This window comes from Mesobacillus sp. S13, assembly GCF_020422885.1.
Lineage (GTDB): Bacteria > Bacillota > Bacilli > Bacillales > Cytobacillaceae > Mesobacillus > Mesobacillus selenatarsenatis_A.
This window is the reverse complement of sequence record NZ_CP084622.1, coordinates 2,359,699-2,384,949: the sequence shown is the minus strand read 5'-3', so window position 1 is coordinate 2,384,949 and position 25,251 is coordinate 2,359,699. Positions and strand designations below refer to the sequence as shown.

General features: G+C 43.6%; 29 protein-coding genes and 1 pseudogene. 5 read left to right on the top strand and 25 right to left on the bottom strand.

Annotated features, from left to right (window positions below; translation table 11 throughout):
• Positions 1–20: 20 nt before the first annotated feature.
• The 9 genes from nikC to LGO15_RS12195 all read right to left on the bottom strand — a co-directional run bounded on the left by nikC (position 21) and on the right by LGO15_RS12195 (position 7,924).
• Complete coding sequence (nikC, locus tag LGO15_RS12235; RefSeq protein ID WP_167830690.1) at positions 21–839, bottom strand: nickel transporter permease; 819 nt, start codon at positions 837–839, stop codon at positions 21–23.
• A 15-nt stretch (positions 840–854) separates the two neighbouring features.
• Positions 855–1,868 carry an ABC transporter permease gene (locus LGO15_RS12230; protein ID WP_167830689.1) on the bottom strand — a complete coding sequence of 338 codons (1,014 nt, stop codon included), beginning with the start codon at positions 1,866–1,868 and terminating at the stop codon, positions 855–857.
• 19 nt (positions 1,869–1,887) lie between these two features.
• Entirely contained in the window at positions 1,888–2,883 is a 996-nt protein-coding gene (locus LGO15_RS12225) for an ABC transporter ATP-binding protein (protein WP_167830688.1), read from the bottom strand.
• The gene (locus LGO15_RS12220) at positions 2,837–3,853 is read right to left on the bottom strand and encodes an ABC transporter ATP-binding protein (protein WP_167830687.1); all 1,017 of its coding nucleotides are present in this window, start codon (positions 3,851–3,853) and stop codon (positions 2,837–2,839) included. Before LGO15_RS12220 ends, LGO15_RS12225 begins: the two co-directional genes overlap by 47 nt.
• Positions 3,854–3,866: 13 nt before the next feature.
• Positions 3,867–4,526, bottom strand: coding sequence for a GntR family transcriptional regulator (locus LGO15_RS12215; protein WP_167830686.1), 660 nt, complete (start codon positions 4,524–4,526; stop codon positions 3,867–3,869).
• The gene (locus tag LGO15_RS12210) at positions 4,517–5,563 is read right to left on the bottom strand and encodes a ketopantoate reductase family protein (RefSeq protein WP_226087777.1); all 1,047 of its coding nucleotides are present in this window, start codon (positions 5,561–5,563) and stop codon (positions 4,517–4,519) included. Before LGO15_RS12210 ends, LGO15_RS12215 begins: the two co-directional genes overlap by 10 nt.
• Before the next feature lie 10 nt (positions 5,564–5,573).
• A complete protein-coding gene (locus LGO15_RS12205) occupies positions 5,574–6,392 on the bottom strand; it encodes an SDR family NAD(P)-dependent oxidoreductase (RefSeq protein WP_209437808.1) in 819 nt (272 codons plus the stop codon).
• Between the two features lie 435 nt (positions 6,393–6,827).
• Entirely contained in the window at positions 6,828–7,487 is a 660-nt protein-coding gene (locus LGO15_RS12200) for a hypothetical protein (RefSeq protein ID WP_226087776.1), read from the bottom strand.
• Positions 7,488–7,516: 29 nt separating this feature from the next.
• The gene (locus LGO15_RS12195; protein WP_226087775.1) at positions 7,517–7,924 is read right to left on the bottom strand and encodes a DUF4181 domain-containing protein; all 408 of its coding nucleotides are present in this window, start codon (positions 7,922–7,924) and stop codon (positions 7,517–7,519) included.
• Positions 7,925–8,215: 291 nt separating this feature from the next.
• Between LGO15_RS12195 and LGO15_RS12190 the strand changes: the two genes are divergently transcribed.
• Together LGO15_RS12190 and LGO15_RS12185 are read left to right on the top strand one after the other, a co-directional pair.
• Positions 8,216–9,151, top strand: a complete 936-nt coding sequence (locus LGO15_RS12190) for a DMT family transporter (RefSeq protein WP_226087774.1) — start codon at positions 8,216–8,218, stop codon at positions 9,149–9,151.
• 12 nt (positions 9,152–9,163) lie between these two features.
• On the top strand, positions 9,164–10,099 hold the full coding sequence (locus LGO15_RS12185; RefSeq protein ID WP_226087773.1) for an acetamidase/formamidase family protein: 936 nt from the start codon (positions 9,164–9,166) through the stop codon (positions 10,097–10,099).
• A 47-nt stretch (positions 10,100–10,146) separates the two neighbouring features.
• Here the strand turns inward: LGO15_RS12185 and LGO15_RS12180 are convergent, their stop codons facing one another.
• Positions 10,147–11,022, bottom strand: coding sequence for a GNAT family N-acetyltransferase (locus tag LGO15_RS12180; RefSeq protein WP_226087772.1), 876 nt, complete (start codon positions 11,020–11,022; stop codon positions 10,147–10,149).
• Positions 11,023–11,668: 646 nt separating this feature from the next.
• On the bottom strand, positions 11,669–12,193 hold the full coding sequence (locus tag LGO15_RS12175; protein WP_167830679.1) for a DinB family protein: 525 nt from the start codon (positions 12,191–12,193) through the stop codon (positions 11,669–11,671).
• Positions 12,194–12,323: 130 nt separating this feature from the next.
• Here LGO15_RS12175 and LGO15_RS12170 point away from each other — a divergent pair, with 130 nt between their 5' ends.
• On the top strand, positions 12,324–12,785 hold the full coding sequence (locus tag LGO15_RS12170) for a J domain-containing protein (protein ID WP_226087771.1): 462 nt from the start codon (positions 12,324–12,326) through the stop codon (positions 12,783–12,785).
• An 18-nt stretch (positions 12,786–12,803) separates the two neighbouring features.
• Here LGO15_RS12170 and LGO15_RS12165 read toward each other — a convergent pair whose 3' ends face one another.
• Positions 12,804–12,959 carry a hypothetical protein gene (locus LGO15_RS12165; protein ID WP_226087770.1) on the bottom strand — a complete coding sequence of 52 codons (156 nt, stop codon included), beginning with the start codon at positions 12,957–12,959 and terminating at the stop codon, positions 12,804–12,806.
• 215 nt (positions 12,960–13,174) lie between these two features.
• Here LGO15_RS12165 and LGO15_RS12160 point away from each other — a divergent pair, with 215 nt between their 5' ends.
• Together LGO15_RS12160 and LGO15_RS12155 are read left to right on the top strand one after the other, a co-directional pair.
• Positions 13,175–13,351, top strand: coding sequence for a hypothetical protein (locus tag LGO15_RS12160; protein WP_167830676.1), 177 nt, complete (start codon positions 13,175–13,177; stop codon positions 13,349–13,351).
• Between the two features lie 15 nt (positions 13,352–13,366).
• Positions 13,367–13,696: pseudogene (locus tag LGO15_RS12155) on the top strand (redoxin domain-containing protein); the annotation flags it as partial.
• A gap of 93 nt (positions 13,697–13,789) precedes the next feature.
• Here LGO15_RS12155 and LGO15_RS12150 read toward each other — a convergent pair.
• The 13 genes from LGO15_RS12150 to LGO15_RS12090 all read right to left on the bottom strand — a co-directional run bounded on the left by LGO15_RS12150 (position 13,790) and on the right by LGO15_RS12090 (position 25,242).
• Positions 13,790–14,152, bottom strand: coding sequence for a VOC family protein (locus LGO15_RS12150; RefSeq protein WP_226087769.1), 363 nt, complete (start codon positions 14,150–14,152; stop codon positions 13,790–13,792).
• A gap of 175 nt (positions 14,153–14,327) precedes the next feature.
• Positions 14,328–14,525: a 4-oxalocrotonate tautomerase gene (locus LGO15_RS12145; protein WP_226087768.1), complete on the bottom strand. Its 198-nt coding sequence runs from the start codon at positions 14,523–14,525 to the stop codon at positions 14,328–14,330.
• A gap of 51 nt (positions 14,526–14,576) precedes the next feature.
• On the bottom strand, positions 14,577–15,857 hold the full coding sequence (locus tag LGO15_RS12140) for a TRAP transporter large permease (RefSeq protein WP_167830673.1): 1,281 nt from the start codon (positions 15,855–15,857) through the stop codon (positions 14,577–14,579).
• A complete protein-coding gene (locus LGO15_RS12135) occupies positions 15,854–16,384 on the bottom strand; it encodes a TRAP transporter small permease (RefSeq protein ID WP_167830672.1) in 531 nt (176 codons plus the stop codon). Before LGO15_RS12135 ends, LGO15_RS12140 begins: the two co-directional genes overlap by 4 nt.
• An 18-nt stretch (positions 16,385–16,402) precedes the next feature.
• A complete protein-coding gene (locus LGO15_RS12130) occupies positions 16,403–17,416 on the bottom strand; it encodes a TRAP transporter substrate-binding protein (protein WP_226087767.1) in 1,014 nt (337 codons plus the stop codon).
• 178 nt (positions 17,417–17,594) lie between these two features.
• The gene (locus LGO15_RS12125) at positions 17,595–18,392 is read right to left on the bottom strand and encodes a 2-keto-4-pentenoate hydratase (protein WP_226087766.1); all 798 of its coding nucleotides are present in this window, start codon (positions 18,390–18,392) and stop codon (positions 17,595–17,597) included.
• Positions 18,393–18,395: 3 nt separating this feature from the next.
• Positions 18,396–19,424, bottom strand: coding sequence for a 4-hydroxy-2-oxovalerate aldolase (dmpG, locus tag LGO15_RS12120; protein ID WP_226087765.1), 1,029 nt, complete (start codon positions 19,422–19,424; stop codon positions 18,396–18,398).
• A 9-nt stretch (positions 19,425–19,433) separates the two neighbouring features.
• Positions 19,434–20,324 carry an acetaldehyde dehydrogenase (acetylating) gene (locus LGO15_RS12115; protein ID WP_226087764.1) on the bottom strand — a complete coding sequence of 297 codons (891 nt, stop codon included), beginning with the start codon at positions 20,322–20,324 and terminating at the stop codon, positions 19,434–19,436.
• Between the two features lie 12 nt (positions 20,325–20,336).
• Complete coding sequence (locus tag LGO15_RS12110; protein WP_226087763.1) at positions 20,337–21,116, bottom strand: 2-keto-4-pentenoate hydratase; 780 nt, start codon at positions 21,114–21,116, stop codon at positions 20,337–20,339.
• A 650-nt stretch (positions 21,117–21,766) separates the two neighbouring features.
• The gene (locus LGO15_RS12105) at positions 21,767–23,227 is read right to left on the bottom strand and encodes an aldehyde dehydrogenase (protein ID WP_226087762.1); all 1,461 of its coding nucleotides are present in this window, start codon (positions 23,225–23,227) and stop codon (positions 21,767–21,769) included.
• Entirely contained in the window at positions 23,224–23,703 is a 480-nt protein-coding gene (locus LGO15_RS12100) for a RidA family protein (protein ID WP_167830665.1), read from the bottom strand. Before LGO15_RS12100 ends, LGO15_RS12105 begins: the two co-directional genes overlap by 4 nt.
• A gap of 4 nt (positions 23,704–23,707) precedes the next feature.
• Positions 23,708–24,718 carry an amidohydrolase family protein gene (locus tag LGO15_RS12095; protein ID WP_167830664.1) on the bottom strand — a complete coding sequence of 337 codons (1,011 nt, stop codon included), beginning with the start codon at positions 24,716–24,718 and terminating at the stop codon, positions 23,708–23,710.
• The gene (locus LGO15_RS12090) at positions 24,703–25,242 is read right to left on the bottom strand and encodes a 3-hydroxyanthranilate 3,4-dioxygenase (RefSeq protein ID WP_226087761.1); all 540 of its coding nucleotides are present in this window, start codon (positions 25,240–25,242) and stop codon (positions 24,703–24,705) included. Before LGO15_RS12090 ends, LGO15_RS12095 begins: the two co-directional genes overlap by 16 nt.
• Positions 25,243–25,251: the final 9 nt, after the last annotated feature.

Sequence of the window (25,251 nt, the reverse complement as noted above, 5' to 3'; positions counted from 1 at the left end):
CCTTTCAAAGAAATATATATTTACCTATTTTTAGGATCCAGCAAATCTCTCATACCATCTCCCAATAAGTTAAACCCTAAAACAGTCAGCAGGATCGCCAAACCTGGGAAGGTCGCTGCCCACCAGGCATCCCTTAGAATTTCCCTGCTCGAGGAAAGCATTGCTCCCCACTCAGGAGAAGGAGGCTGTGCTCCCAAACCGATAAAGCTCAGTCCAGCTGCGGCAAGGATTACGAACCCAAGGTCGAGGCTAGCCTGAATACTAGCAGGCGCAATTGCGTTAGGAATGATTTCCTTAAATAGAATTCGGAATGGATTTGCGCCGATCGCTCTGGCTGATTCAATGAACTCTGAGCTTTTAATGGAAAGCACTGACGAGCGAACTATTCTCGTATACCATGGCCACCAGGTGATCGCTAATGCAAGCAGGACGTTTTCAATCGATGGCCCAAGAGCTGCAGCAATCGACATTGAAAGGATGATCCCTGGAAAGCTGAGGAAAATATCAGTCAGCCTCATGATGATCTGGTCTACCATACCACCTACATAGCCAGCGATGGCTCCTAGGATGGTCCCGATTGGAAATGAAATTAATACCACCATAAGTCCAATCTTTAAAGAGATCCTTGTGCCAAAAATGATCCGGCTCAATATATCCCTTCCTACTTCGTCAGTTCCGAACCAATGATCCGAGCTAGGCGGCAGCAATTTTTGTCCCAGGTTTACCTCCAGTGGATCCTTAGGGGCAATCCATGGTGCGAATATAGCCAGTACGATGATCATTGCTACTAGGAAAATCCCTAATACTGTTAAAGGACTTTGTAGAATTCTTCTTCCCACATTTACTGCCTCCTTTTAATCATAATTCAATCGAGGATCGACAACTTGATAGAGTATATCAATGATAAGGTTTACGATAATGAACAGAACGGCGATAAGAATCGTCACGGCCATAACAGCTGGAAAGTCCAGATAAGTAATGGCATTGACTGCATACTTGCCGAGCCCTGGCCATGAAAATACCGACTCTACGAGGACACTTCCTCCGAGGGAATGGCCAAAGGTCATCCCAAGCAGCGTCATGATCGGCATCATCCCGTTTCTTAAAGCATGGCCATAAAGTACTCTTTTCTCTGATCCGCCCTTTGCAAAGGCTGTTCTGATATAATCACTTCTCAATACTTCGAGCATGGACGATCTTGTCATTCTTGTAATCATCCCGATTGTGACAGCAGCCTGGGTTATGCCAGGAAGCACTAAATGGATCAACGCTGATTTAAATACTGTCCAATTGCCTGTAAGAAGGGCGTCAATTGTATACATGCCGGTGATTGTCTCCGGAGGCGCTAAACCCGTATCCAGGCGGCCTGATCCAGGTAACACGCCTAATTTTAAATAGAAGAATAATAGAAAGATGATCCCCAGCCAGAATGCTGGCATTGCCACTCCAATAAGTGCCATGACCCTTGCGAATTGGTCAGCTATTTTATCCTTCTTGCTCGCACTTATTACACCTAATGGGATGCCGATCAATATCGTAATGAACATTGAGAAGAAAGTTAATTCCAATGTTGCCGGAAAATATTGTTTGATATCTTCCATGACAGGTTGATGTGAATAGTTAGAATTCCCTAAATCCCCTTGGAGCAAATTTTTCATATAATTGAAATACTGTACATACACCGGATCATTGAGGCCCATTTTTTCCTGCAGCTCCTCTATTACCTTTGCATCTGCATAAGGCCCTGCAGCCAAACGGGCCGGATCTCCGGGAATGGTATTCGAGATGAAGAAAGTTAATATGCTGATCCCAATTAGAATGGGAATCATGAGCAGAATCCTTTTTAGCGCATAACGTAATGCATCCATCTACCCCACCTCCTTTAGATTAAGAAATATTGACTTTTGTTTTGGTATTCTGCTCAGGATGTACGTGAATGCACGAAGCCCAGTGTCCCATCGCTTTTTCCCTAAGCTCGGGTGTTTCCACTTTACATTCAGGAGTTGCTACTGGGCACCGTGTATGGAAGGCGCAGCCTGTCGGAGGGTTGATTGGGCTTGGCAAGTCCCCCTGTAAAATGATTCTGTCACGCTTTTTTGTCGGATCAGGAAGCGGTACGGCTGTCAGCAGTGCCTTTGTATAAGGGTGCAGAGGATTTTTATACAACTCTTCGACATCAGCGATTTCAACGATTTTACCTAAATACATAACAGCTACTCTGTCGGATATATGCTGGACAACGGAGAGATCATGAGAAATGAACATGTAGCTCAAATTAAGATCTTTTTGGAGGTCGACCATAAGATTCAGAACCTGTGATTGAACCGATACATCAAGCGCTGATACTGGCTCATCCGCGATGATCAATTTAGGGTTCAATGTAAGCGCACGGGCTATGCCGATCCGTTGCCTTTGTCCCCCAGAGAATTCATGAGGATATCGGTCTAGCTGATCCTTGCGAATACCAATTTTATCGATCAGGCCTTCAACTACTTTCCTTCTTTCCTGCCTGTTTCCTACCCCGTGAACGAGAAGCGGAGTTTCCAGGATAGTACGAACCGTACTTCTTGGATTCAATGATGCATAAGGATCCTGAAAGACAATTTGCATATCCTTCCGCAATTCCTTCATTTCTTTCCTAGGAAGGTGGGTGATATTTTTTCCTCCAAAAATGATTTCGCCGGAGGTAGGTTTCAGTAACTGGAGGATTGTTCGGCCCAGACTTGATTTTCCACATCCAGATTCGCCAACAATTCCTAACGTTTCACCTTGCTCAATGTGGAAGCTTACTCCATCCACAGCTTTCACTTTTTTCTTCTCGCCTAGAAATCCTTTTTTAATGGTGAAGTGTTGCTTCAAGTCCTTCACTTCCAGAAGAGCCATTCAATTCTCCCCCCTTTTCTTCGTATAACCAACAAGCTGCTGAATGATCTTCCCCTACACTGCTCATTGGAGGAGTCTTACATTTACAAATCTCCATTGCTGAACTGCAGCGTTCAAAGAAACGACATCCATTGGGCATTTTATCCGGCGACGGAACCATACCAGGAATGGACCCGAGTTTAGATTTTTTAACCCCAAGTTTCGGTATGGATTCAAGAAGTCCCATCGTATAGGGATGTTTAGGATTCATGAATAGCTCCTTAACCTCAGCCTGTTCGACAATTTTGCCAGCATACATGACAATAACGCGGTCACAAACCTCAGCAACTACACCGAGGTCATGGGTAATCATGATGATGCCCATCTCATTAACTTCTTTAAGGTGATTCATCAGATCGAGGATTTGTGCTTGAACGGTTACATCCAGTGCCGTCGTTGGTTCATCACAAATCAATAGACTCGGGTTGCACGCCATGGCAACAGCAATCATGATCCTCTGTCTCATTCCGCCAGATAATTGGTGAGGATATTCCGAAGCAATTTCCTCCGCTCTCGGCAATCCTACTTCTTTTAAAAGCTCAATGACTCGTTGTTTCCTTTGCTCCTTATTCAGCTCTGTATGAAGAATCAGCGTCTCTTCAATCTGTCTGCCTACAGTGTGAAGAGGATTCAATGACGTCAACGGATCCTGGAAAATCATTGCCATTTTATCGCCTCTGATTTTTTCCATTTTCCTTTTTGAGTAGGAAGTTATCTCATCCTTTTCAAGATGAATGGCTCCTTCTAGCTTTGCTTTTTCAGGCAAAAGTCGCATGACCGATAATGCTGTCATGCTCTTTCCACAGCCTGACTCACCCACGATACCTACTGTCTCTCCTTTATTGACTTGAAGAGAAATCTCGTCTAGTATCTTTACGTATTTTCCATCTCTTTTAAGAGAAAGAGACACATTATTCAGTTCCAGTAACATAAATCCACCACCTTTATATTGTCAGAAGGCCTTTTACCTCTTTTAGTTCGTTAAGTGCGTGAACATAATGATCGGAAAACTCCCTGCTGACTCGATCTGCGTCCTTGGATTTTAAAGCATCTAGTAATTTCCTGTGGTTTTCCACAACAAGCGCGGCTCTCGCAGGAAGCTTATTGGCAACGGTTAAGAACATGGCCCCTACTTGTGTGTCCAACTGTTGATGCATATGGATTAATCTCGTATGTCTGGAAGCACTGACGATCAATTGATGAAAGTCGATGTCACATTTGGCCTCCCTCTCCAGATCCTTCTCATCCATGGCAAGTTTGAAATCTGCCAAAAGCAATTCAAGCTTGCTAAAATCCTTATCTTTTAAATGAGGGATTGCAAGACTAGCAGCTTTTGCTTCCAGTAAAGCCCTTAAAGTATAAATCTCGTAAGCGTCCTGGGAAGAAAGTGTTGTAACATGGGTTCCTTTATTTGTTTCGTGTTTGATTAACCCTTCATTTTGCAATGATCTCAAAGCTTCTCTTATCGGGCCGCGAGATATGTTAAGACTTTCAGCCAGCTGTGCCTGATTTACCTTTTCCCCAGGCTTTAATGAACCGTTCAGGATCATTTTCCGAATGATCTTCGCTACATGGTCAGAAAGATTTTCATGATTTAACTGCATATTTTTTTTCCACTTTCGTATAGGCCTTTTAGTTTGTATAAGTGATTCCAATCCATTTGGATAGAACCGGTTTCAATGTCTTTGATTAGTTTTACTAGCAATTCTGTTAGAGGCATGGGCACCTGATGGCTTGCTCCTATTTCTAAAATGGGTACCAGCTGAGAATCGATTTCTGTTTTTCTTTTTCGGACGGCCAAGTCTCTCCAGATGCCACTTTTGGTTTTCTTGTTAGACGCCATTCTGTGTGCAAGCTTTTCAAGCTGGTAATCAAGGACTTGCTGATCCCGGCTCTCTCTTGGGTAGACTAGGTCAGGAACCCAATCATCAAAGCCAATTGGCTTGACGCCTTCCTTATCAGCAACCTCCAGTATTTCCGAACAAAGCTCCATCAGAGTGTCCCGAAGATCCACTTTTCTTACCACTGATGCCATGGTTTCATCCACCAAGGCTGTTGCGTATAAAAGTCCAGCATAGGACATTTTCCCCCAGAGATAACCCCAAATATTGTCCGTAACCTGTGCTGGTCCCCAGCATTGGAGAATTTTCTGCAAATCAGTTACTCGCTGACTAATTTGTCCATCCAATTCCCCTAGATAGAGCGCTGCGACTCCGCCATAAAGGATTCTGCCAGGCTCTAGGTAGTCTGCCGAAAAATTAACAAAGCAGCCAATCGTCTTTTCTCTCCCTATCAAGCTGGCAATCTCGTTCTCGCATAGCCCATTTTGGAAAGAAACCACATTGGTTTTTTCGCCAATAAGATGTAAAAATGGCTTGAGCGCTTCTCTTGTATGCTGAGCCTTGACACACAGGAACACTGTATCAAGAACTTTGTTTACTTTAACTAGCTGTTCAGGAGTATATGCATCACACTCAACCGTAAAGGTTTCATCCGGTCCTTCGATTCTTAGACCTTGACTATTCATTGCATGGACATGCTCCTGATCTTTATCGCAAAAAGTTATTTTGTTGCCTGCTTTGACAAGATGTGCTCCCAGCACACCGCCAATTGCGCCTGCCCCAATCACTGTGATTTCCATTGAACTCCTCCTAAAAAAGTTGTTGTCCGCCGTCTGCTGAAATGGTTTGGCCGCTCACATAACTTGCGAAATCCGAGGCAAAAAACAGGACCGGATGAGCTATATCTTCAGGTTCTCCTAGTCGCTTCACGGAGATTGATTTGACCAGGTTTGCCTGTTCCTCCATCGTCATCCTTTCCCACTGTTTCTTGGTTGATGGGTTTGAAATTACAAATCCGGGTGCTACATTATTGACCGTGATTCCATATGGACCAAGTTCTTGAGCCATTTGTCTCGTGAAGCCTATCTGTCCCGCCTTTGCACTGGCATAGGCCTGAATTCCAGTGAGACTCGTACTGCGGCCAGCTCCACTTGAAATATTAACGATCCGGCCATAATTCTGCTTTTTCATATAGGGAGCAACTTCCTTTGTCGTATAGAAAGCAGCATCAAGATTGACGGCAAAAATCTTTCGCCATTGTTCAGGGGTCACTTCCTCAACTGGCTGATGAATTTGCCCGCATACACCCCCCGCGTTGTTTACCAAAACATCAATCTTTTTGTATTTTTGGATTATATATTCCACCAACTCTTTTACACTTTTTGCTTCTGTGAGGTCACAAGTATATGTATCGAAAGTTTTATCTTTTTTATTCAACATAAGCCATTCATTAAATTCGGTTTTCACTTCCGTAAGTTCCTGATCCAATATGTCAGTACCGATTACTGTTGCTCCGTGCATCAGGAACGCTTTGCAGATTCCTTTGCCAATTCCATGTGCTGCTCCCGTAACAAGAACAACTTTCTCGGTAAATATTGTCGATTGTAAACTGTTAACACTTTGAATCAAAATACCACCCCTTCGCTTGGCCCTTGATATTGGTAACACTATATAACAGGCCTAAAATAATGTAAAGATTATTTTTTGAATATTTATAATATTTAAAATACAAAACTATCGTCATATAAAGTTAGACTCCTCCTCTAATTATTGCAGGATATTAATTCAATGACTTTATTCCAGTAAAACCAAATATAAATGACCTAATAAGTTATTTTTATACAAGTATTTGTATAAGTAATAAAAACTTTGTACGAAAACAATTTTTTTCATTCTTTTTTGGGCATTTTTTGTACGAAGTCACTTCAAAAGATGTTAACTACTTAATCACCTGTTCATCGAGAACCATTTACTTTTTTAATCATTTGTCATAACTCGACATTATTCATGTTTATGGCATAAAAAAACACACACTCAAATGAATGTGCGCTTCCTTTTACCACTTTACAACTTTCTTACTTTCTCTCCATCCACGATCATCAAATTAATGCCCCAGCCTTGCCCGCTTAATCCACCTCTTCTTAATTTTGCTAAATTGATTTCTCTCTCGATTGTGACCACTTTCCTCTCTTTTCCTTGAAGAGTAACCTTATATGGGCCAGCTTCATTTAAAAGAGATAGCATCGGATCGTCATCCTCGAACAAATACTTTTCATAGAATTCTATATTGAATTGGACTGTCTCATTGCTGTGATTTTCGAATGGGAGATGGCAGACGGCGTATAATGTTGTATCTTCTTTCATCTCGAATGTGTAATTGCTCTCTCCTCTTTCGTACTCGATGGCGTAGATACCTGTTGCGAAGGTTTTTTGATAGGCATTTACCATTTCAAGCGGCAGGATGGCAACTAATGCGAGAGCGATCAAAACCATGCGTTTATGGTAAATTTCGAGCGATTTTACCAGAAAAAATAGACCGATGATAAACAATATGAGGCCAGTAATGCCAATATAATTGAGTCCATCCATGGTCGTGATTGGAAACCCCAAAGCTACTGATAATTCCTGGCCAGCGGGATATTCATGAGGGAACGGAAAGTTCAGTGCCATCGAAATAAAGAAAAAGATAATGGCCAAAATTAAATATTTCTTATTCTTAATCATTTCGGTTCATTCCTTTCCACTAAGTAACCTTATTGGGATTGAGCAAACTTATAAATTACATCAAACTGGATCAATAGCAATACGATTCCAAGCAGCATGACTCCTTCAGCAATGGAAAGGATGGATTCTTTAGGCTGGTCAGTGGATTTCCATTCGAAATAAGCCCTCAGAAAATTTTGTGCAGTGAAGAGTGATGTCATGATGAGAAGAAAAAGATTTACCGAAAAATCTTCATACATTAATAGGAAAAATAAATAAGCATAAGCAATCACCGTAGAAACACGGAGAATCCACTCTAAGTTACGATGCATTTTATTTATATGATTATAGGAAAATGCTTTCCTTTTAACTCTAGGAATATGGAGCACTTTTCTTAGGAAGTATTTCATCAACCAGATGATTGCAACGATCAAACCAATTAGGATTAAAAATTCCATAAACTACCTCCTTACCTATCATGTTACCATCTTGTTCCAACTAATTAAAGACCGATGGTTTATTTTGAGCAATTGAACTGACGGGAGATAAAGTCATAGCATTACATGTTGTTTGTATTATGTCCTTGCAAACAACTAAACTACCTTAAAAGGAGCTTCACATAAAGCGGAAGGTCCTTTTACATTTGACTCAACACATGAAAAAAGTTTCAGAACTTACTAATTTTTTATTTCGATTTTCGAAAAAGATGCTACAATACTAGTTAAAACATTTGTAAAGAAGGGACTACAATGAACAAAAAATTATGGCTTACATATGGCATGTTGACCTTTGCCACGTCAACTTGGGGCAGTGCATTCATTGCCGGTAAATACGCGGTCCAAAGTTTTGAACCCGCCACTGTCGCTTTTTTTAGGTTTTTCGGGGCAGCCATCCTCCTTTTTCCTCTTATGTTCATAATGGAGAAAAACCGTCAGAAACCGAACTGGAAGGATATCAGCTTATTTGCCGTTCTTGGCCTAACGGGAATCGCATTGTACAATATCTTCTTTTTCCTGGCCAGCAAACATGCACCCGTTATTAAAAGCTCTTTATTCATCGCCTCCAATCCGGTTCTGATCGTGCTTTTGTCAGCTTTATTTTTAAAAGAAACCATCACCCGCAACAATGTGATTGGATTGGCGATTGCGCTTTCAGGCGCATTTTTCATCATCACCGAAGGACATTTGATGAATTTAATTCAACTTGGATTCGAGCCAATTGACTTCGTTTTAATGGGAGCGGTTGTCAGCTGGGCGCTTTACAGTGTGGTTGGTAAAATCGTATTGAAGAAATTCAGTTCTGTAGAGTCCACCACCTATGCAGTGGCATTCGGTACATTATTCTTGCTGCCTTTCGCCCTGGCGGAAACATCATGGCAGGATGTACAGCAGGCATCAGGGACTACGTGGGTCGCCATCATACATATGAGCGTTTTGGTTACCGTCGTCTCATTCGTTATGTACTACAATGGAATAAAGGAAGTTGGGGCAGCAAAGGCTTCAATTTTCATCAATGTAATGCCGGTTTCTGCCGTGATTATGGCTACTTTGTTTTTAGGTGAAAAATTCACTGCCGCACATGCAATCGGAGCCGCTCTCGTTTTATCTGGAGTGTATATAGGAACGAACCCAAGGCTTTTTAAAAGAAAGCCTAAGGCTGAAATAGTAAAAAAAGAAATCGCATAAGGAGTGGCGAACATGATCCACAAAATTCAATTGAAGTCCGAAAACCTGCATGGTTCTTTTAGTAATGAATATAAGCCAATACTAACAGTTAATTCCGGTGACTCGATCCGGATGCAAACTCCGGACATTGAATGGGGTTATTCTGCATCCAAAGGAATCGAGAGGGAGTTCTTCAAGTCTGCTGTGAATGAAGAAACTCCCCTCCATCCGATGGTTGGCCCTATTGAAGTGAAGGGCGCGAAGCCAGGGATGGTGCTTGAAGTGAAATTGAATGATGTTGTCCCTGGCTGGTATGGGACGAACTGGGCCGGCGGCAAAAAGAGCTGGCAAAATGACGCAGTCGGATTGACCGGATCTGAGAGAATCCGTCTTGACTGGGAATTGAACCGTGATAGTTTGACTGCCAGCGTTGAAGTGGGTTCCCGTCCTGTGAATGTCGCGCTTAATCCTTTCATCGGTTTGATGGGAGTAGCACCAGCCGAACCTGGCGAGCACCACACCTCTCCTCCCCGCTATTGCGGCGGCAACATCGACTGCAAGGAATTAAAAATCGGCAGTACCCTATACCTTCCGATTTCAGTTGAAGGAGCTCTATTTTCCATCGGGGACGGCCATGCCGCACAGGGAGACGGCGAAGTTTCCGGCACCGCAATCGAGTGTCCGATGGATTTGGTCGACATCACCCTTACATTGAGGGATGACCTTTCGCTGAATATGCCGCGTGCCAACACCCCCGAAGGATGGCTGACTTTCGGTTTCAATGAGGATCTCAATCTTGCAGCCGCACAGGCTTTGGATGAGATGGTGGATTTTTTGAGGGAACTGCATGGCGTAGAGCGAACAGAAGCACTGGCAATCGCAAGCGTGACCGTCGATTTACGGATCACCCAGATCGTGAACGGCGTCAAAGGAGTTCACGCCGTTTTGCCTCATGGAGCTGTTAGGTAATTTGCCTGTAAGCTTGGAGCATGTGGTTGAAATGCTCCAAGCTTATTTTATATTTCCTTAGTAAAATAGCATAATTCATGAATCTGCTCAAAACCCACTTTCTTGTATAACCTGATGGCATCCTGGTTGGCTGAACTGACGCATAGAGTAATAGATTGGATGCTCTCATATGTAAAAAACCAATTTAGTGCGGCAGTTAGCAATTTACATCCCATACCTTTTCCCCGCTCACTTTCTTGTACGGCAAAAAACTCTATGCTTCCTTCCCCGAACTCCGGTTCAGCTTCCACATATATATATCCGCTTAAGCCACCTTCAGTGGCAACAATAAAAACCTTTCTGTCCTCGGTGAGTCTGTTGATGATTTGCTCCCCGCTATAATATGTTTCGGGAAAAGATTTATTATGCAGATCAATCATATCGAGAAAATAATTTTCCTCTAATTCATGGAGCTTGTCATCCTCCAACTCTTGTAATCTGCTTCGGTGAAAACTCAATATGGTCTGGTCACTATGCCTGTTAAAAGAGAGGTTCTCAGCAAGCTCAAGCACCTTATGATTTGCCTTGTTCGGAAACATGGAAAGGGCGGTGATTTTTTCTGGAAGCAAATCAAGCATTTTGGCCCACAGGCTACTCATTATGTCCCCATATCCTTCCTTAACAAACGGCCCCCAAATTTCGGCATTATGATTCTCAAGATCAGCATCAAACCCTAAAACACCAATTAAATCTTTATCATCATAAGCAGTCAAAAGACTATGTTCATATGTAATATCAGTAAAATCTTCCCTTAACGAATTTGCTATTTCCAAAGGGTCCATCCCACAAAAACCAATATGTGATGTTTCCACTCTATTTATCTCTGAAATGAACTGCGCTACTACTTCAATCTCATCATTTCTCACTGAGCTTATAATCGTCATACTTGAACTCCTATTTATTAACGGTTATTTATTGTACAGAAAAAGTAAGGGCAACAGATCCAGTATTTGTATGAAGACGAGCTATGTTCGGACAAAGTGTCGGCTACTGCTCTGGATTTTGTCCGAAGTCGATCTGGGTTCAGACAAAATAACGGCTAGAGCTCTAGATTTTGTCCAAAGCCGACCTGGGTTCAGACAAAATTTCAGCTTTTCCTCTGGATTTTGTCCGAAGTTGACCTGAGTTCAGACAAAATCACGGCTGCAACTCTGGATTTTGTCCGAAGTTGACCTGGGTTCAGACAAAATTTCAGCTTTTCCTCTGGATTTTGTCCGAAGTCGACCTGGGTTCAGACAAAATGACGGCTAGAGCTCTGGATTTTGTCCGAAGTTGACCTGGGTTCAGACAAAATAACGGCTGCAACTCTGCATTTTGTCCGAAGTCGACCTGGGTTCAGACAAAATTTCAGCTTTTCCTCTGGATTTTGTCCGAAGTTGACCTGGGTTCAGACAAAATGACAGCTGCAACTCTGGATTTTCTCCGAAGTTGACCTGGGTTCAGACAAAATGTCGGCTGCTACTCAGGATTCTGTCCGAACGTAACCTATGTTCAGGCAAACTGGTCAAGAATTTGTCCTAACCCTCAAAGTTACTTGTTCAATATTCCCAAATAACTTTTCCAAGGCCCTACTGCCTCATCAAATCTTTTAGCCATCACTCTAGTAATCTGCGATATATGTGTTAAATCATGAACGGCCCATGTTGAAATTAATTCGCGGACTTTCACTTCTCCATACTCTGGATGGATTCCCGTCATCCCAAGCTGGTTTTGATCTTTGATCATCTCTTTTAGTTTGGCAACACTTTCTGCTCTTAACGAACTGAATTCCGTAATTTTTTCTTCAATTGTCCAGTCATGGTATTGCTGCAAATGTGAAAACCGGTCAAATGGGGGAAATCTCTTATCACTTGATTCGCTTAAGATTAACTCAAGCCTCGGAATCCAATTGTATTTCTCGCCATCGATCAGGTGACCAATGACTTGTGAAGGATTCCAGGTTCCTTCCCCCTCATTTGATTCTAACCAGCCATGTGATAAACCGACTAAATATTGTTCTAATACTTTGGGAGTACGTTCCAGTACTTCAATTACTTCTGATAAGTGAAATATCATTATTTCTCCAGCTCCTTTATTTTTAAAAACTAGTAGATGTAACACATTGTCATACTTCTGTTCTTTTTCTGAAAAATATCAATGGTATGATAGATTTGTCTGATTATTTTAAGATAAGAGAGTGAAATAGATGCTGACAATCAAAGAAGCTGCAGAACAATTAAGTTCATACGGGATTGAAGTGACAGAACAGGAGGTCCAAACCTGGATAGAAACAGGTTTTTTAGCTGCTGAATCTGATCAAATACACCCCGATAATTTGACAGAAATCATTATCAAAAAACATACTGACCTACTGGAACAGTCACGTCACGAAAATAAAAAACTGAACGAGCAGCTCGAACTATTACATACAAGATTACATATCGAACAATCAAAAGTCCGGACTTTGAAAAAAATGCTAAATGCCCAAATTGAGAATTCTGGTGCTCCTGCTTCTGACCTCAATGAGTTGCTAGGGTTAAAGCCTAACAGCAACGGTCCAGCACTAAAAAAAGAATTCAAAAAAATACTCAAGGCACTGCATCCAGACCGTGGCGGAGACGAAAGACTCTTTAAGGTTTTCAAAGGCCATTATGAGAAATTAAAATGAAACAAAGCAGTTGCCATTTCAATTCTTCATTGCTAAATAATATGTACTTATTCCCATCATCAGACCACCTGAAATACCAATAGCTGCGCCTAAGGCAACCCATATAGTAGATAAGTAAATGCCAGTCATGTTTAGGATTAAAGCGGCGAGGAACAATAATCTGCCTTTTTTCATTCGTGATAACTCCTTAAAAAAGTGATTATATAATCTTCTATAATTGGTGAGCAATTTCCTCTATATAAAATACCCTCAGTCAATTCAATCTAGCTATAATTTAATTGGATTTTCTTTGAAGAAGCTGCAGAACTCGAAACAAAATCTACATAGATGGTATGATGGAATTTCATCTTTAAACGGTATACTATAGGAGGTACATAAGGAGGTGCATCATGAAAAAATCGATTTTTTTAATTATGCTATTGATGGTCGGTGCGTTTATTAGCGGCTGTTCCGGAGAAAAATCTGAATCGAAAGATCTTACCCTGCCAAATGAAAATGGTGAGGATGTTGCCTTTGAATCTATGGATGAGCCTGCTCTCGTTTTCTTTTTTACCGGCGTTGGTTGAGACTTCTGTAAATCGCAGCTGGTCGAGCTGCAAAACCGCAAAGAGTCATTCAGCCAGTTTCCAGGAAGCATTTACGCAGTAAGCGCATCGTCTGTGAAGGAACATAAGGCGATGAAAGAAGAGTTAGGATTGGAATATCCAATTATTTCGGACAAGGATTTGACGCTAATCAGGAAGGTTAACCTGCTGGATCCTGAGTCTCCCATTGCTGTCCGCGGCTTCGCTGTTATTGATATAGACGGCACCGTCCTTCACTCCCAGCAAATTGATACATTCGGCGCAGAAGCAGAAGGAATCATTCCATATGCTGCTGACATTGCAAACGGGGAGAAACCAGCGGAGTAAACACGAAAGAACCACCTAATTGCTAGGTGGTTCTTTAATTGCTCAAGGTTCGAGATTTTAGGAACTATTAAGTTTACTTAGAAACATCACTCATTACTTGAAATTAGAAAACTCAACGAGCTCAAGTTGATTGCCGAATGGATCCTCAATCATATTGTATCTTCCTGGAGGGCACGGTCTCGATTCATCAAACAAGATTCTTGCACCCTTTTCACGCAGAGTATTAACATCCTCATCAAGGTTTTCAGAAAGAATGCCTAATAATACCTTTTGGCCTCCAGTTGCAGTAGCTTCCTCACTTTTCTCGAGCACAATCGGAATTTCATTATGTACTAATGAAACGATATTTTCTCCATAATGCTTCGACACTTCGAAGTCGAGCACCTTCGTGTAAAATTCAAGAGCAGCCTCCATATCGTCTACTTTAATCGTTAAAACACAAATTTTGTTTAACATTGAAATCACTCCTTTTAAAAAATTTATACCTGACAACTGATTTTGTTTCTATGGAGAATATGTAGGATACCTCGATGTTAAATTGCTTCTCCATACTCAACACCGTTATCCTTAAATCTATTCGCTTAATATTACGGAAAACCTTTTTAACCCACTAAAAAATCCCAACTCTTTATCAGAGTTGAGATTTTAACTCTTCCTTCGTTACTCCACCTACACCCCAGTATTTAGCCGGCACGTTCTGGACTATAACTCGTACTTGCTCTGGCTTGACTTCGAGAGTCCGGACTGTAGTTTCAGTAATTCCAGATATCAATTCCTTTATTTTTTCATCACTCCGACCTTCAAGCACCTGGACTTGAATAATTGGCATCACCATCACTCCTTATCGACAAATTTCGGGTGGTGACAGGCACCGCCCGAATTAGAATCCTAGCAATCTTGGGATGAACAGGGTTGTTTGTTCCCAATAAGTGACGATAAAGAGCATCGCGATTCCGATGAGGAGCATTGGTGTAACCGCTTTGATCAGCCGTTCGAATTTTACCTCAGCAATTGAGGAAACGATGAACAGTCCTGTACCGACTGGCGGTGTCAGCAATCCGATCGTCAGGTTGATACAGATGATCACGCCGAAGTGGATGGGATCAATCTGAAATCCTGTCACTAAAGGCATGAACACGGGGACAAGAATGATTAGAGCAGCGATTCCATCTAGCAATGTGCCAATGATCAATAAGAATATGTTAACTAGCAACAGGAATACAAAAGGGTTATCCGAAATGGACAACATCGAATTCGCAATTAACTGTGGCACCTGCTCAAAGGCAATCAGCCAGCCGAACAAGTTGGCCATCGCAATCAAAAAGGTAACCGTGGCAGTGCCAATGACAGTGTTAATCAAGATTTTCGATAAGCTCTTCCACTTCAATTCCTTGTAAAAAAACATCCCCACTATGAAAGCAATCACACTGGCAACCGCAGCAGATTCAGTAGCAGTAAAAGCACCGCTTAGTATTCCAACTGTGATGACGAATGGTACCAAAATTGCTGGAAGTACTTTTAGGAAAGAGTTGAAGATATCATTCAAGCTGGCCCTTTCACTTCGTGGGAAGTTATGCTTATAACCTAGATAAGCAATCAATGAAACAAATCCGATACCGAAAATGGTACCCGGAATAATTCCCGCCATGAACAATCCGCCGATCGAAGTTCCAGATAATGTTCCGTAAATGATGAAGATCATACTCGGCGGAATGATCGGTGCCACAATGGAACTTGCGAGAGTCAATGCTGATGAAAATTCACGACTATACCCTTCCTTTTCCATCTCCGGAACCATTACTTTGCTCATCATGGCAGCCTGGGCATTCGCAGAACCAAGAATCGAAGCAAGGAACATATTGGCGATTATCGTTACGTAAGCTAGCCCGCCGCGGACATGGCCAACAAGCATTCTTGCAAACACGACCAGCCTGTTCGTGATTCCGCCGCTGTTCATCAATTCACCCGTCAGCATGAACAATGGAATGGCCAATAAGCCGAAATTCTCCATTCCGGAGTAAAGGCGTTGTGGTGTCGATTCAAGCAGCATAGTATTGCCAGTTACCAAAAAGTAAACAATTGTTGTCATTCCGAGCACTAATGAGATTGGTATTCCCATTAGCAAGAATACAACGAACGCTAAAATAACCAGTGCCATCATTCTTCTTCACTCTCCTTTGCGGCAGCATGGAGATTTGTAACAATTTCACTATCAATATGATGATTTTGCATAATATCTAACATATTACTAATTAAATGAATCGTTGCGAACAGCAGCCCAATAGGCAGAATCGCATAAGGAATCCACATTGGTAGCAAAATCGCACTCGACCTCTGGATTGCCACTGAAGAGGAAGTAATCCAGGTAAAACAATAGAATAATAGAATCGCCATGAATAAAAGCATAAAGACATGTGCCAGGATTGCCACCCATTTATTGATTTTTTCAGGCAGATAGTCTGTAACCAGGGTAACAGATGCTTGAGTCTTATATTTCAAACCGAGGCTGCCGCCGATGAACGTTATGTAAATCAATAAGAAAATCGATACCTCTCCGGCCCAGAATAAAGGGTCATTGAATACATATCGAAAGACAACAGCAGCCGCGACAATCACAGCCATTGCGAACATGAGGATAATAGCCAGTTTCTTTTCGAAACTGGCTACCATATTGCTGACGTATTTCACGCATTTCCCTCCAATAGGTTATTTGCGGAATGTATCGATGAATTCCTGGATCAGCGGATCTGTTGGTCCATACTTTTCATCGAATTGCTTGATATATGGTTCAAATAATTTCTGGTCGATTTCATAGACCTTCATCCCAGTATCGCTAAGGGTCTTTTTAAACTCTTCTTCCTGGGATGCACGTGTATTAGCAGAATAATCAGCTGCAGCCTTGATGGCATCTTCAACGATTTTCTTGTCAGCATCAGACAACTTTTCATACTTATCCTTATTCATGATTGCGACCGAAGGCCATACCATATGGTTTGTAACAGCGGCATATTTAGCAACTTCATGATACTTATTCGTAATTGTGGCATCTAAGTCCATATCCATACCATCAATGACCCCTGTTTGAACTGCCGCGTATACCTCAGGTAATGGCAGAGATTCTGGAGAAGCTCCTAGTGATTTATAAAAGTCCTGTAGAGGTGGGCTTGGTGTAACTCGGTACGCCAACCCTTTCATATCTTCTGGCTTCTTTACTTCCTTATCCTTGAACAACATGACGCGATTTCCGGCGAACAGGTAATCAAGTCCTTTAAGTCCCTGGTCGTCAAGAGTGGCCAAAATCTTCTTCGCAATTTCAGTATCGCGTGCTGCATTTGTCTCTTTTAGGTCTTCAAAAGCATATGGAGCGAACCAGGCAGTGAATGCTGGTGCACGTGAACTCATATAGGCCGCAGTGATTAAACCAAAATCAACTGAACCAGAAGAGATTTGCTGGACCATATCTGCTTCGCTGCCAAGCTGGCTGGCGGGATAGATTTCTACAGTCATTCGGCCATCTGAGTTCTTTTCCAATTCCTCCTTGAATTTTTCAGCGGCCTTGTGCCACATATGGTCCGTTGGGGTTATGTGCGCAAGCTTGAATGAGTATTTCTCACCAGATCCTGCCGCAGGTTTTGCATCTGTATCATTCCCACAAGCAGCAGCAGTCAACACGAGCATAAAAATTAATAGTGTCAGACTAATTTTTCTAAAACCAATCATTTCTCGCACCCCTTTTAATTTTTGTAAACGCTCTCAAAAAAACTTTCCCAAGCTGTCTCTAACTGTGATTATAATCACTTTTTACTAGTGAAAGTGTAAAGTGCTTAACATAGAGTGTAAATTTTATCTTTATATTTCGAATATTCAAAACTAAAAAGAAGGCACTTAGTCATAGAAACTAAGTGCTTGATTTGCATGTAAAGGAAACGCTGCCTAACTCTGCGAATTGCACTAGTACATTATCATTAGGTTCAAAGGTAATCGCCTCTGACACCGCTCCACTCAGGATCAAATCTCCCTTTTTAATCCCTTTCCCAACTTCACCTAGCTTGTTGACCGCCCATGCAACTGATGTTGCCGGATGACCAAGAACTGCGGCACTCGATCCTGTTTGGACAACCTGCCCGTTTGTCGACATCACCATGCCCAGCTGGCCTAAATCTAATTCTCTCGGTGACATCCACTTGCTGCCGATCAAGAATTTCGAAGAAGAACAGTTATCCGCAATAACATCTGCCAGAGTGAACTTGAAGTTCAAATAGCGGCTGTCGATAATCTCAATTGCCGGTGCCACAAATTTTGTCACCCGTAATACATCTTCCGCAGTCACATCGGTTCCTTCCAAGTCCTCGTTGATAAAGAAGGCAATTTCCGGCTCTGCTTTTGGATGGATGAACTCGCTGAAATCGAGGTGTTCCCACTCCAGCGCCAGCATATCATCTGTCAGGTAGCCATAAATCGCTTCATGGACTCCCATCATTTGCTGCTTCGCTTTACTCGTCAATCCCAGCTTCAGTCCAATTTTTCGAGACCCGTCCTTCTCTCGTCTCTCAATCAATTTTTCCTGGATTGAATACGCATCGGAAAAGCTCAGATCCGGATAACGGTCGGTCACCTTCACGACTTCACGACGTTCTTTTTCAGCGGAATATAAATATTCCACGATTTCAAGGTCGACACCCTTCGTAATCGTCATGCTTTACACCTCCAGCTTCCGGGCTTTTGACAGTTCAGCTGCGACATCAAGAATCATATCCTCCTGACCGCCTACAACCTTCCTTTTGCCCAACTCTATTAAAATATCCCTTGAATCGATTCCAAACCTCTGGCCGGCACGTTCAGCATGAAGCAAGAAGCTTGAATACACACCTGCATAGCCTAATACCAGACTTCCTCTATTAATTTCCTGCGGTCTAGGGATCATTGGACCAACCGTATTTTCTGCTAAGTCCATCATTTTATAAATATCGATCCCCAGATTGACGCCCATCCGGTCCAGTACCGACAATAGCACCTCTGTTTGTGCATTCCCTGCGCCTGCACCTAGGCAGCGGATACTTCCGTCAATCCTCGTTGCCCCCTCTTCAATCGCTGTCAGCGTATTTGCGACCGCTAATGAGAGATTATTATGTGCGTGAAAACCTACTTCAATAGATAATGAATCTCTTAAAGCGGCAATCTTTTCTTTTACTTCATGCGGTAAAAGAGCACCGGCAGAATCGGTGACATACACAGCCTGTGCCCCGTAACTTTCCATAAGCTTCGCCTGTTCTACCAATTTTTCGGTTGGTGCCATATGGGCCATCATCAGGAAGCCGAGCGTCTCCATCCCTAGCTCGCGCGCCATGCTGATATGCTGGGCGGAAACATCTGCTTCTGTTACATGAGTAGCGACCCTGACAAGACTTGTTCCTAACTGCCTGGCTTGCTTAAGCTCGTGAACCGTTCCGATTCCTGGTAAAAGCAATACTGCAACCTTTGAATGATTACACTCATCAACCGCCGCTTCGATCAATTTCATTTCATCAACGAGCGATTTACCATACTGCAGCGTTGAGCCGCCCAATCCGTCTCCGTGGCTCACTTCGATATAATGCATGCCTGCGTCATCAAGCTCACGAACGACGCGGCGCACCTGCTCTTCAGTATATTGGTGCTGCATGACATGGCTGCCGTCACGCAGACAAACTTCAGTTATTTTGATAGGATTATCACTTTTGCGCTTCAAACTTTCCACCTAGCCTTTCGTTTCAACACTCTGTTTTTCAAGCATATGAATCGCAAAGTCCTCAGCAACCCTCGTCGCAGCAGCTGTCATGATATCAAGGTTGCCGGCATAAACAGGGAAGTAGTCACCCGCACCCTCGACTTCCACAAACACAGTCACTTTGTTTCCATCAAACAACGGATCCTGCTTCAACCTGTATCCAGGCACATATTCCTTCACAGTTTCGACCATTTGCTCGATGGATTTTGAGATTGCCGCTTCATCCATATTTTTAACTTCGCAATAAATCGTGTCACGCATTAAAATCGGAGGCTCGGCCGGATTTAGGATAATGAGTGCCTTCCCTTGATCGGCACCTCCTACTTCTTCAATACCCCTGCGAGTCGTAATCGTAAATTCATCAATATTGGCACGCGTTCCTGGACCGGCACTTTTCGAGGAGATGGTGGCGACGATTTCTGCGTAACTGACATCTGCAACGGAATTTATCGCAGATACAATCGGAATTGTCGCCTGGCCGCCGCATGTAATCATGTTCACATTCTTTTCATTCAGATACGCCTCTGTTTTAACAGCAGGTGAGACAAATGGTCCCCTGGCCGCCGGAGTAAGATCAATCGCCAGCTTATCCAACTCTGCCAATACTTTCGCATGCCTTACATGTGTTTTGGCAGAGGTTGCGTCAAATACGATTTCAGCCATTTCAGGATTTTCCTTCAATGCCTCAATGCCGTTATGGAATGTCAGATACCCTTTTTCCTTCGCGCGCTTTAAGCCGTCGGATTCAGGGTCGATCCCGATCATTGCTTTCAATTCAATGACTTCACTTCTTTCCAGCTTATACATAAGGTCGGTCCCGATGTTGCCGGAACCGATGATGGCTGCTTTGATTTTCGCCAACTTGCACACCTCCTACTCAAATGTCACGGACACGGAGCCGACCGGGCCAAACTGAGCGGAAACCGTATCGCCTTCCTGCACAGGGATGGCAGCCGAGAGCGCTCCTGGTAAAATCAGCTCCCCTGCCTTTAACGTAATTCCGAACTCATGTAGCTTATTCGCCAGCCAGGCAATCGCATGTGCCGGATGTCCAAGGGCCGCTGCACCTGAACCAGTCGCAACCATTTCATTATTTTTGAAAAAAGTCATCCCCACACTTCGCAGGTCGATTCCATCTATAGCTGTCATCTTCTCCCCAACTACTACCATCGCTGAAGATCCATTATCAGCAACGGTGTCGATGAGTCCAATCTTCCAATCCGCGATTCGGCTGTCGATGATTTCCAAGGTTGGCACAACATATTCCGTTGCCATCAGCACATCAAGGAAAGTGATGGACGGCCCCTTGAGGTCTTCTCCAAGCACGAAGCCAATTTCCGCTTCGATTTTCGGGCTGAGAAAGTCGGACACCTTTACTGTACCGCCATTCGAGACCTTCATATCATCAAGCAAATGGCCATAATCAGGCTCATCGACACCAAGCATCTTCTGCATCGCCACACTCGTCAGGCCAACCTTTTTGCCAATAACCGTACGCCCTTCTTCCAGCTTCCTTTTCAAAACTTCTAGCTGGATATTGTAAGCATCCGTCACATTAAGGTTTTCGAATTGCGCAGTCAGCGGTGAAATGGGATTTTTACTTTTTTCCGCTTCAATAAGCGTTTCAGCAATTTTTTCTATTGTTGTGTTCATGAAACCACCCTCCTTTTCTATTAAAATAGAGATGATTTTTGTTAAAACTAGTTTTAATACCAGTTGGAATGGATTTAATACCAGTTGCGCTGGTTTTAATACCAGTTACAATGGTTTTTATACCAGTTAATTGCGATTTAATACCAGTTGCGTTCGTTTTCATACAAATTGGACTGGCTATGACCGGTTGTGGTTAAAATAATCCCCGTTGATCGCAATTTAATCCCCTTTGGAAGAGTTTTAATCCCCGTTAGGACTGATTTAATCCACGTTACTACTCAAATAATCCCCTTTGAACTGAAAATTACATAGATGACCAGCCATTTAGCTGGCTTGAGCAGTTATTTCTACATTTGGGCTCCTATTTATACGGTTGGAGCAAATTATTCTACGGTTAGACTACTTTTTTCTCCAGTTTGGACAATTATTTCTCCAGTTGGGCAGCTTTTTTCTCCAGTTTGGACAATTATTTCTCCAGTTGGGCAGCTTTTTTCTCCAGTTTGAATAATATATCTCCAGTTGGGCAGCTTTTTTCTCCAGTTTGGACAATTAAATCTCCAGTTGAGCAGTTTTTTCGGTTAAGACGCAAAACAATTCCGGTTAACCAACTTATTCCAGGTTGGAGCTAATATATCCGGTTGAAACCAATTTTAAAGCTTCATCGTAATCGTCTTTGCCTCTGTATAAAATTCGAAGCTGTGCCTGCCGCCTTCGCGTCCGATGCCGCTGGCTTTGGATCCGCCAAACGGTGTGCGGAGGTCGCGATAGTACCAGCAGTTGATCCACAATAAGCCGGAGTTCACTTTCGCAGCCACTCGATGGGCGCGGCGCAGATCATTCGTCCAAACTACTCCTGCTAAACCATACATAGAGTCATTGGCAATTCTGATTGCATCTTCTTCTGTTTTAAAAGGAATCACGACGAGCACTGGGCCGAAGATTTCTTCCTGGGCCACGCGCATCTTGTTGTCCACATCATATAAAACAGTAGGTTCATAGAAGTTGCCCTCGCCAAGACTGCTAATGCGCTTTCCGCCTGTTGCGAGCTTAGCGCCTTCACCTAATCCGATCTGTACATACTCATCGACGGTTTCCAGATGGCCTTTTGATACAAGTGCTCCCATATCCGTATCCTGGTCGAGTGGATTGCCCACCTTCAAAGCGCGAGCCGCCGCTACAAATTTTTCCATGAAAGTATCGTAAATGCTCTCCTGGACCAGCAAGCGTGAACCTGCAAGGCAAATCTCGCCCTGGTTCCTGAAAATAGCTTCAATCGATCCTGCAACTGCTTCATCGAGGTCAGCATCCTCAAATACGATATTTGCTGATTTACCGCCAAGCTCAAGAGAAACGGGAATCAGCTGGGAAGCTGCGTTTTGCATGACCGTGCGGCCTGTCGTACTGTCACCAACAAAAGAAATCCTCCGCACTGATGGATTGCGCGTCATCTCTGTTCCTGCCGTACCGCCAGGACCTGTGATAATATTCAACACACCAGGCGGCAGTCCTGCTTCATTGGCAATCTCGCCAAGCATCACTGCGCTCAATGGGGTATAGGATGCTGGCTTCACAACAACCGTATTGCCAGCTGCCATTGCGGCCGAAGCCTTCCAGGTCATCTGCATGAACGGAAGGTTCCACGGAATGATCAAGCTTGTCACCCCAGCTGGAGCGTATTTGGAATAGGACATATAGCGAGACTGGTCATAATGCTCATGATTAATGTAGTTCGCCATTTCAGCAAAGAATCGCAGGTTAGCTGCAGCCCGTGGGATATCAAATCCACGGCTTTCCTTGATTGGCTTCCCGACATCGAGCGTCTCAACGAGCGCCAATTCATCCACCTTTTCCATGACAAGTTCAGACATCCTGACCAAAATCTTTGTTCTTTCCACTACAGGCATCTCGCTCCAGACGCCGCTTTCGAAGGTTTTCTGTGCAACATCGATGGCGTGTTTGGCATCCTCAACACCAGCCTTTGCCACAGAGGCCAGCTTCTTGTTTGTCGATGGGTCAATCGTGTCAAATGTCTCACCGGACACCGCATCAATATAATCACCGTTAATAAATAGTTTTGCATCCTTTATAGCCTGTGGTTGAGCAAGATTCATCCTAATCCGCCCTCCTCATCCTCAACTTCAACGACCATTTCAACTTCAACAGCGTTATTCAAGGGCAGCTGCGCCATCCCGACAGCAGATCTCCCATGCTTCCCGCGATCGCCGAACACCTGTACCAGCAAATCAGAAGCGCCATTCATGACCTTTGGCTGGTCGGTAAAATCAGGTGAGCTATTCACGAAGCCAAGTACTTTTACCACCCGCTTGACCTTGCTTAGCTCGCCTAATTCCTGCTTCAGCACCGTCAGCAAATTCAACATGCACTGCCTTGCAGCATCATAACCGACCTCAATGGAAACATCCTCCCCAAGCCGGCCCCGGTATTCATTCGTTCCCTGTCCGGAAGTGAAAATCAGGTTACCAGTCCTAACACAGCTCACATAATTCCCAGCCGACGGACGGGGTGCTGGTAAGGACAGACCAAGCTCCTGCAATCGTTCTTCTGGCGTAACTAAGGCCTTTTCCATAAAATCAACTCCCCACCTTAACAGGAATATTCAAGAATCTGAGTGCATTTTTACCGAGCATCGCTTCCGTTTGTTCCTTCGATAAGCCGACCGTGTCATCAATTACCTTTCCAGGAGGAACCTCCCTCAGCAAAAATGGATAATCAGATCCCATGATAATGCGCTCATGGCCAAAATTCTGTAGTAAATAATTGAGGTTGACCGGCTCATTCACAAGCGAATCATAATAAAATTGCTTCGCGTAATGACTTGGCGGCTTATCAAGCAGGCGGAGGTGCGGCCACACTTTCCAGCCCTGATCAAGGCGAGGCAGCAGGTACGGCAGTGCACCGCCTCCATGAGCCAGACAGATTTTCAGCTTCGGGAACTTTTCCATGATTCCGCCTAAAATCAAACTTGCTCCAGCCAATGCCGTTTCGCTAGGCATCCCAACGGTGTACATCAAGTTATGGCGCGGCATCCGTTCTTTTCCGAGTGTTTCCCAAGGATGGATGAACAAAGGCACTTCCCATTTCTCAGCCATCTCAAAGAATTCGATAAACTGAGGATCATCGAGATTCACGCCATTCACATTCGTCCCAATTTCAATCCCGCTCAGTCCAAGCTCATGCTTGCAGCGGTCCATTTCTCGAATCGCAACCTCAACGTTTTGCAGCGGAACAGCGCCTAGCCCGATGAATTTAGTTGGATACTGATTAACCAGGTCGGCAATAAAGTCATTCTGTACCCTTGCTAAAATTTCCGCTTGCTCAGCTGGCGCCCAATAGGAGAAAGTGACAGGAATCGGTGAAAGAACCTGAATGTCTACTCCCTCCCTTTCCATATCCTTGATTCGCTTCTCAGCGTCCCACACCTGGTCGGTCACTTCGCGAAACACCTTGCCAGCGATCATGATGTTAGCGCCGCACGCACAGGTTCGCTCAAGCGTCGGCCACTTCTCACCGCCGAATCGCTGCGTCAGCTCGCTGAAATTCTCTGGAATGATATGCGTATGGAAGTCTACTCGCATTTCCATTCACTCGCTTCAGGCGGCATCATATGTCCACAGTTATCACATTTGCGCAGATCCTCATTTCCGTTGAAGCTGGAAATCGCTTCTTTCACCTGTTTTTCGATGTTAGTCAGCTGAATGGTAGCACGGTGCATTTCATGGTCGCACTCATCACAAAACCAGACGAAATCCTCCAGTTCACCTTCAGCACGGTTACGCTCGATTACTAGACCAATCGTGTTTGCTACACGATGTGGAGAGTGCGGCACATTCGCTGGAAGATGGAACATTTCGCCTTCCTTCACTTCCACGACTTCACGCTTGCCTTCAGCATTGATGACCTCGACGTAGCAGCTTCCCTGAATCTGATAGAAAATCTCCTCGGATGGATCAACGTGGAAATCACGTCTCTTGTTTGGCCCGCCCAAAAGCATGACCATCAACTCTGCATCCTTCCAGATTACCTTGTTATTGACCGGCGGCTTCAGCTGATCCCTGTTTTCCTCAATAAATTTCATAAGATTGATCGGAACAAATTGGCTTTTCATCTCTAATCG

Bases quoted from the DNA above. Each gene is read 5' to 3' on its own strand.
- LGO15_RS12105 (WP_226087762.1), bottom strand. From the start codon at position 23,227: ATGAATCTTGCTCAACCACAGGCTATAAAGGATGCAAAACTATTTATT.
- LGO15_RS12090 (WP_226087761.1), bottom strand. From the start codon at position 25,242: ATGAAAAGCCAATTTGTTCCGATCAATCTTATGAAATTTATTGAGGAA.
- LGO15_RS12175 (WP_167830679.1), bottom strand. From the start codon at position 12,193: ATGATATTTCACTTATCAGAAGTAATTGAAGTACTGGAACGTACTCCC.
- LGO15_RS12125 (WP_226087766.1), bottom strand. From the start codon at position 18,392: ATGACGATTACGAAGGGTGTCGACCTTGAAATCGTGGAATATTTATAT.
- LGO15_RS12165 (WP_226087770.1), bottom strand. From the start codon at position 12,959: ATGAAAAAAGGCAGATTATTGTTCCTCGCCGCTTTAATCCTAAACATG.
- LGO15_RS12145 (WP_226087768.1), bottom strand. From the start codon at position 14,525: ATGCCAATTATTCAAGTCCAGGTGCTTGAAGGTCGGAGTGATGAAAAA.
- LGO15_RS12140 (WP_167830673.1), bottom strand. From the start codon at position 15,857: ATGATGGCACTGGTTATTTTAGCGTTCGTTGTATTCTTGCTAATGGGA.
- LGO15_RS12190 (WP_226087774.1), top strand. From the start codon at position 8,216: ATGAACAAAAAATTATGGCTTACATATGGCATGTTGACCTTTGCCACG.
- LGO15_RS12210 (WP_226087777.1), bottom strand. From the start codon at position 5,563: ATGGAAATCACAGTGATTGGGGCAGGCGCAATTGGCGGTGTGCTGGGA.
- LGO15_RS12130 (WP_226087767.1), bottom strand. From the start codon at position 17,416: ATGATTGGTTTTAGAAAAATTAGTCTGACACTATTAATTTTTATGCTC.
- LGO15_RS12170 (WP_226087771.1), top strand. From the start codon at position 12,324: ATGCTGACAATCAAAGAAGCTGCAGAACAATTAAGTTCATACGGGATT.
- LGO15_RS12095 (WP_167830664.1), bottom strand. From the start codon at position 24,718: ATGGAAATGCGAGTAGACTTCCATACGCATATCATTCCAGAGAATTTC.
- LGO15_RS12185 (WP_226087773.1), top strand. From the start codon at position 9,164: ATGATCCACAAAATTCAATTGAAGTCCGAAAACCTGCATGGTTCTTTT.
- LGO15_RS12180 (WP_226087772.1), bottom strand. From the start codon at position 11,022: ATGACGATTATAAGCTCAGTGAGAAATGATGAGATTGAAGTAGTAGCG.
- LGO15_RS12215 (WP_167830686.1), bottom strand. From the start codon at position 4,526: ATGCAGTTAAATCATGAAAATCTTTCTGACCATGTAGCGAAGATCATT.
- LGO15_RS12200 (WP_226087776.1), bottom strand. From the start codon at position 7,487: ATGATTAAGAATAAGAAATATTTAATTTTGGCCATTATCTTTTTCTTT.
- LGO15_RS12150 (WP_226087769.1), bottom strand. From the start codon at position 14,152: ATGTTAAACAAAATTTGTGTTTTAACGATTAAAGTAGACGATATGGAG.
- LGO15_RS12110 (WP_226087763.1), bottom strand. From the start codon at position 21,116: ATGAACACAACAATAGAAAAAATTGCTGAAACGCTTATTGAAGCGGAA.
- LGO15_RS12230 (WP_167830689.1), bottom strand. From the start codon at position 1,868: ATGGATGCATTACGTTATGCGCTAAAAAGGATTCTGCTCATGATTCCC.
- LGO15_RS12225 (WP_167830688.1), bottom strand. From the start codon at position 2,883: ATGGCTCTTCTGGAAGTGAAGGACTTGAAGCAACACTTCACCATTAAA.
- LGO15_RS12220 (WP_167830687.1), bottom strand. From the start codon at position 3,853: ATGTTACTGGAACTGAATAATGTGTCTCTTTCTCTTAAAAGAGATGGA.
- LGO15_RS12195 (WP_226087775.1), bottom strand. From the start codon at position 7,924: ATGGAATTTTTAATCCTAATTGGTTTGATCGTTGCAATCATCTGGTTG.
- LGO15_RS12100 (WP_167830665.1), bottom strand. From the start codon at position 23,703: ATGGAAAAGGCCTTAGTTACGCCAGAAGAACGATTGCAGGAGCTTGGT.
- LGO15_RS12160 (WP_167830676.1), top strand. From the start codon at position 13,175: ATGAAAAAATCGATTTTTTTAATTATGCTATTGATGGTCGGTGCGTTT.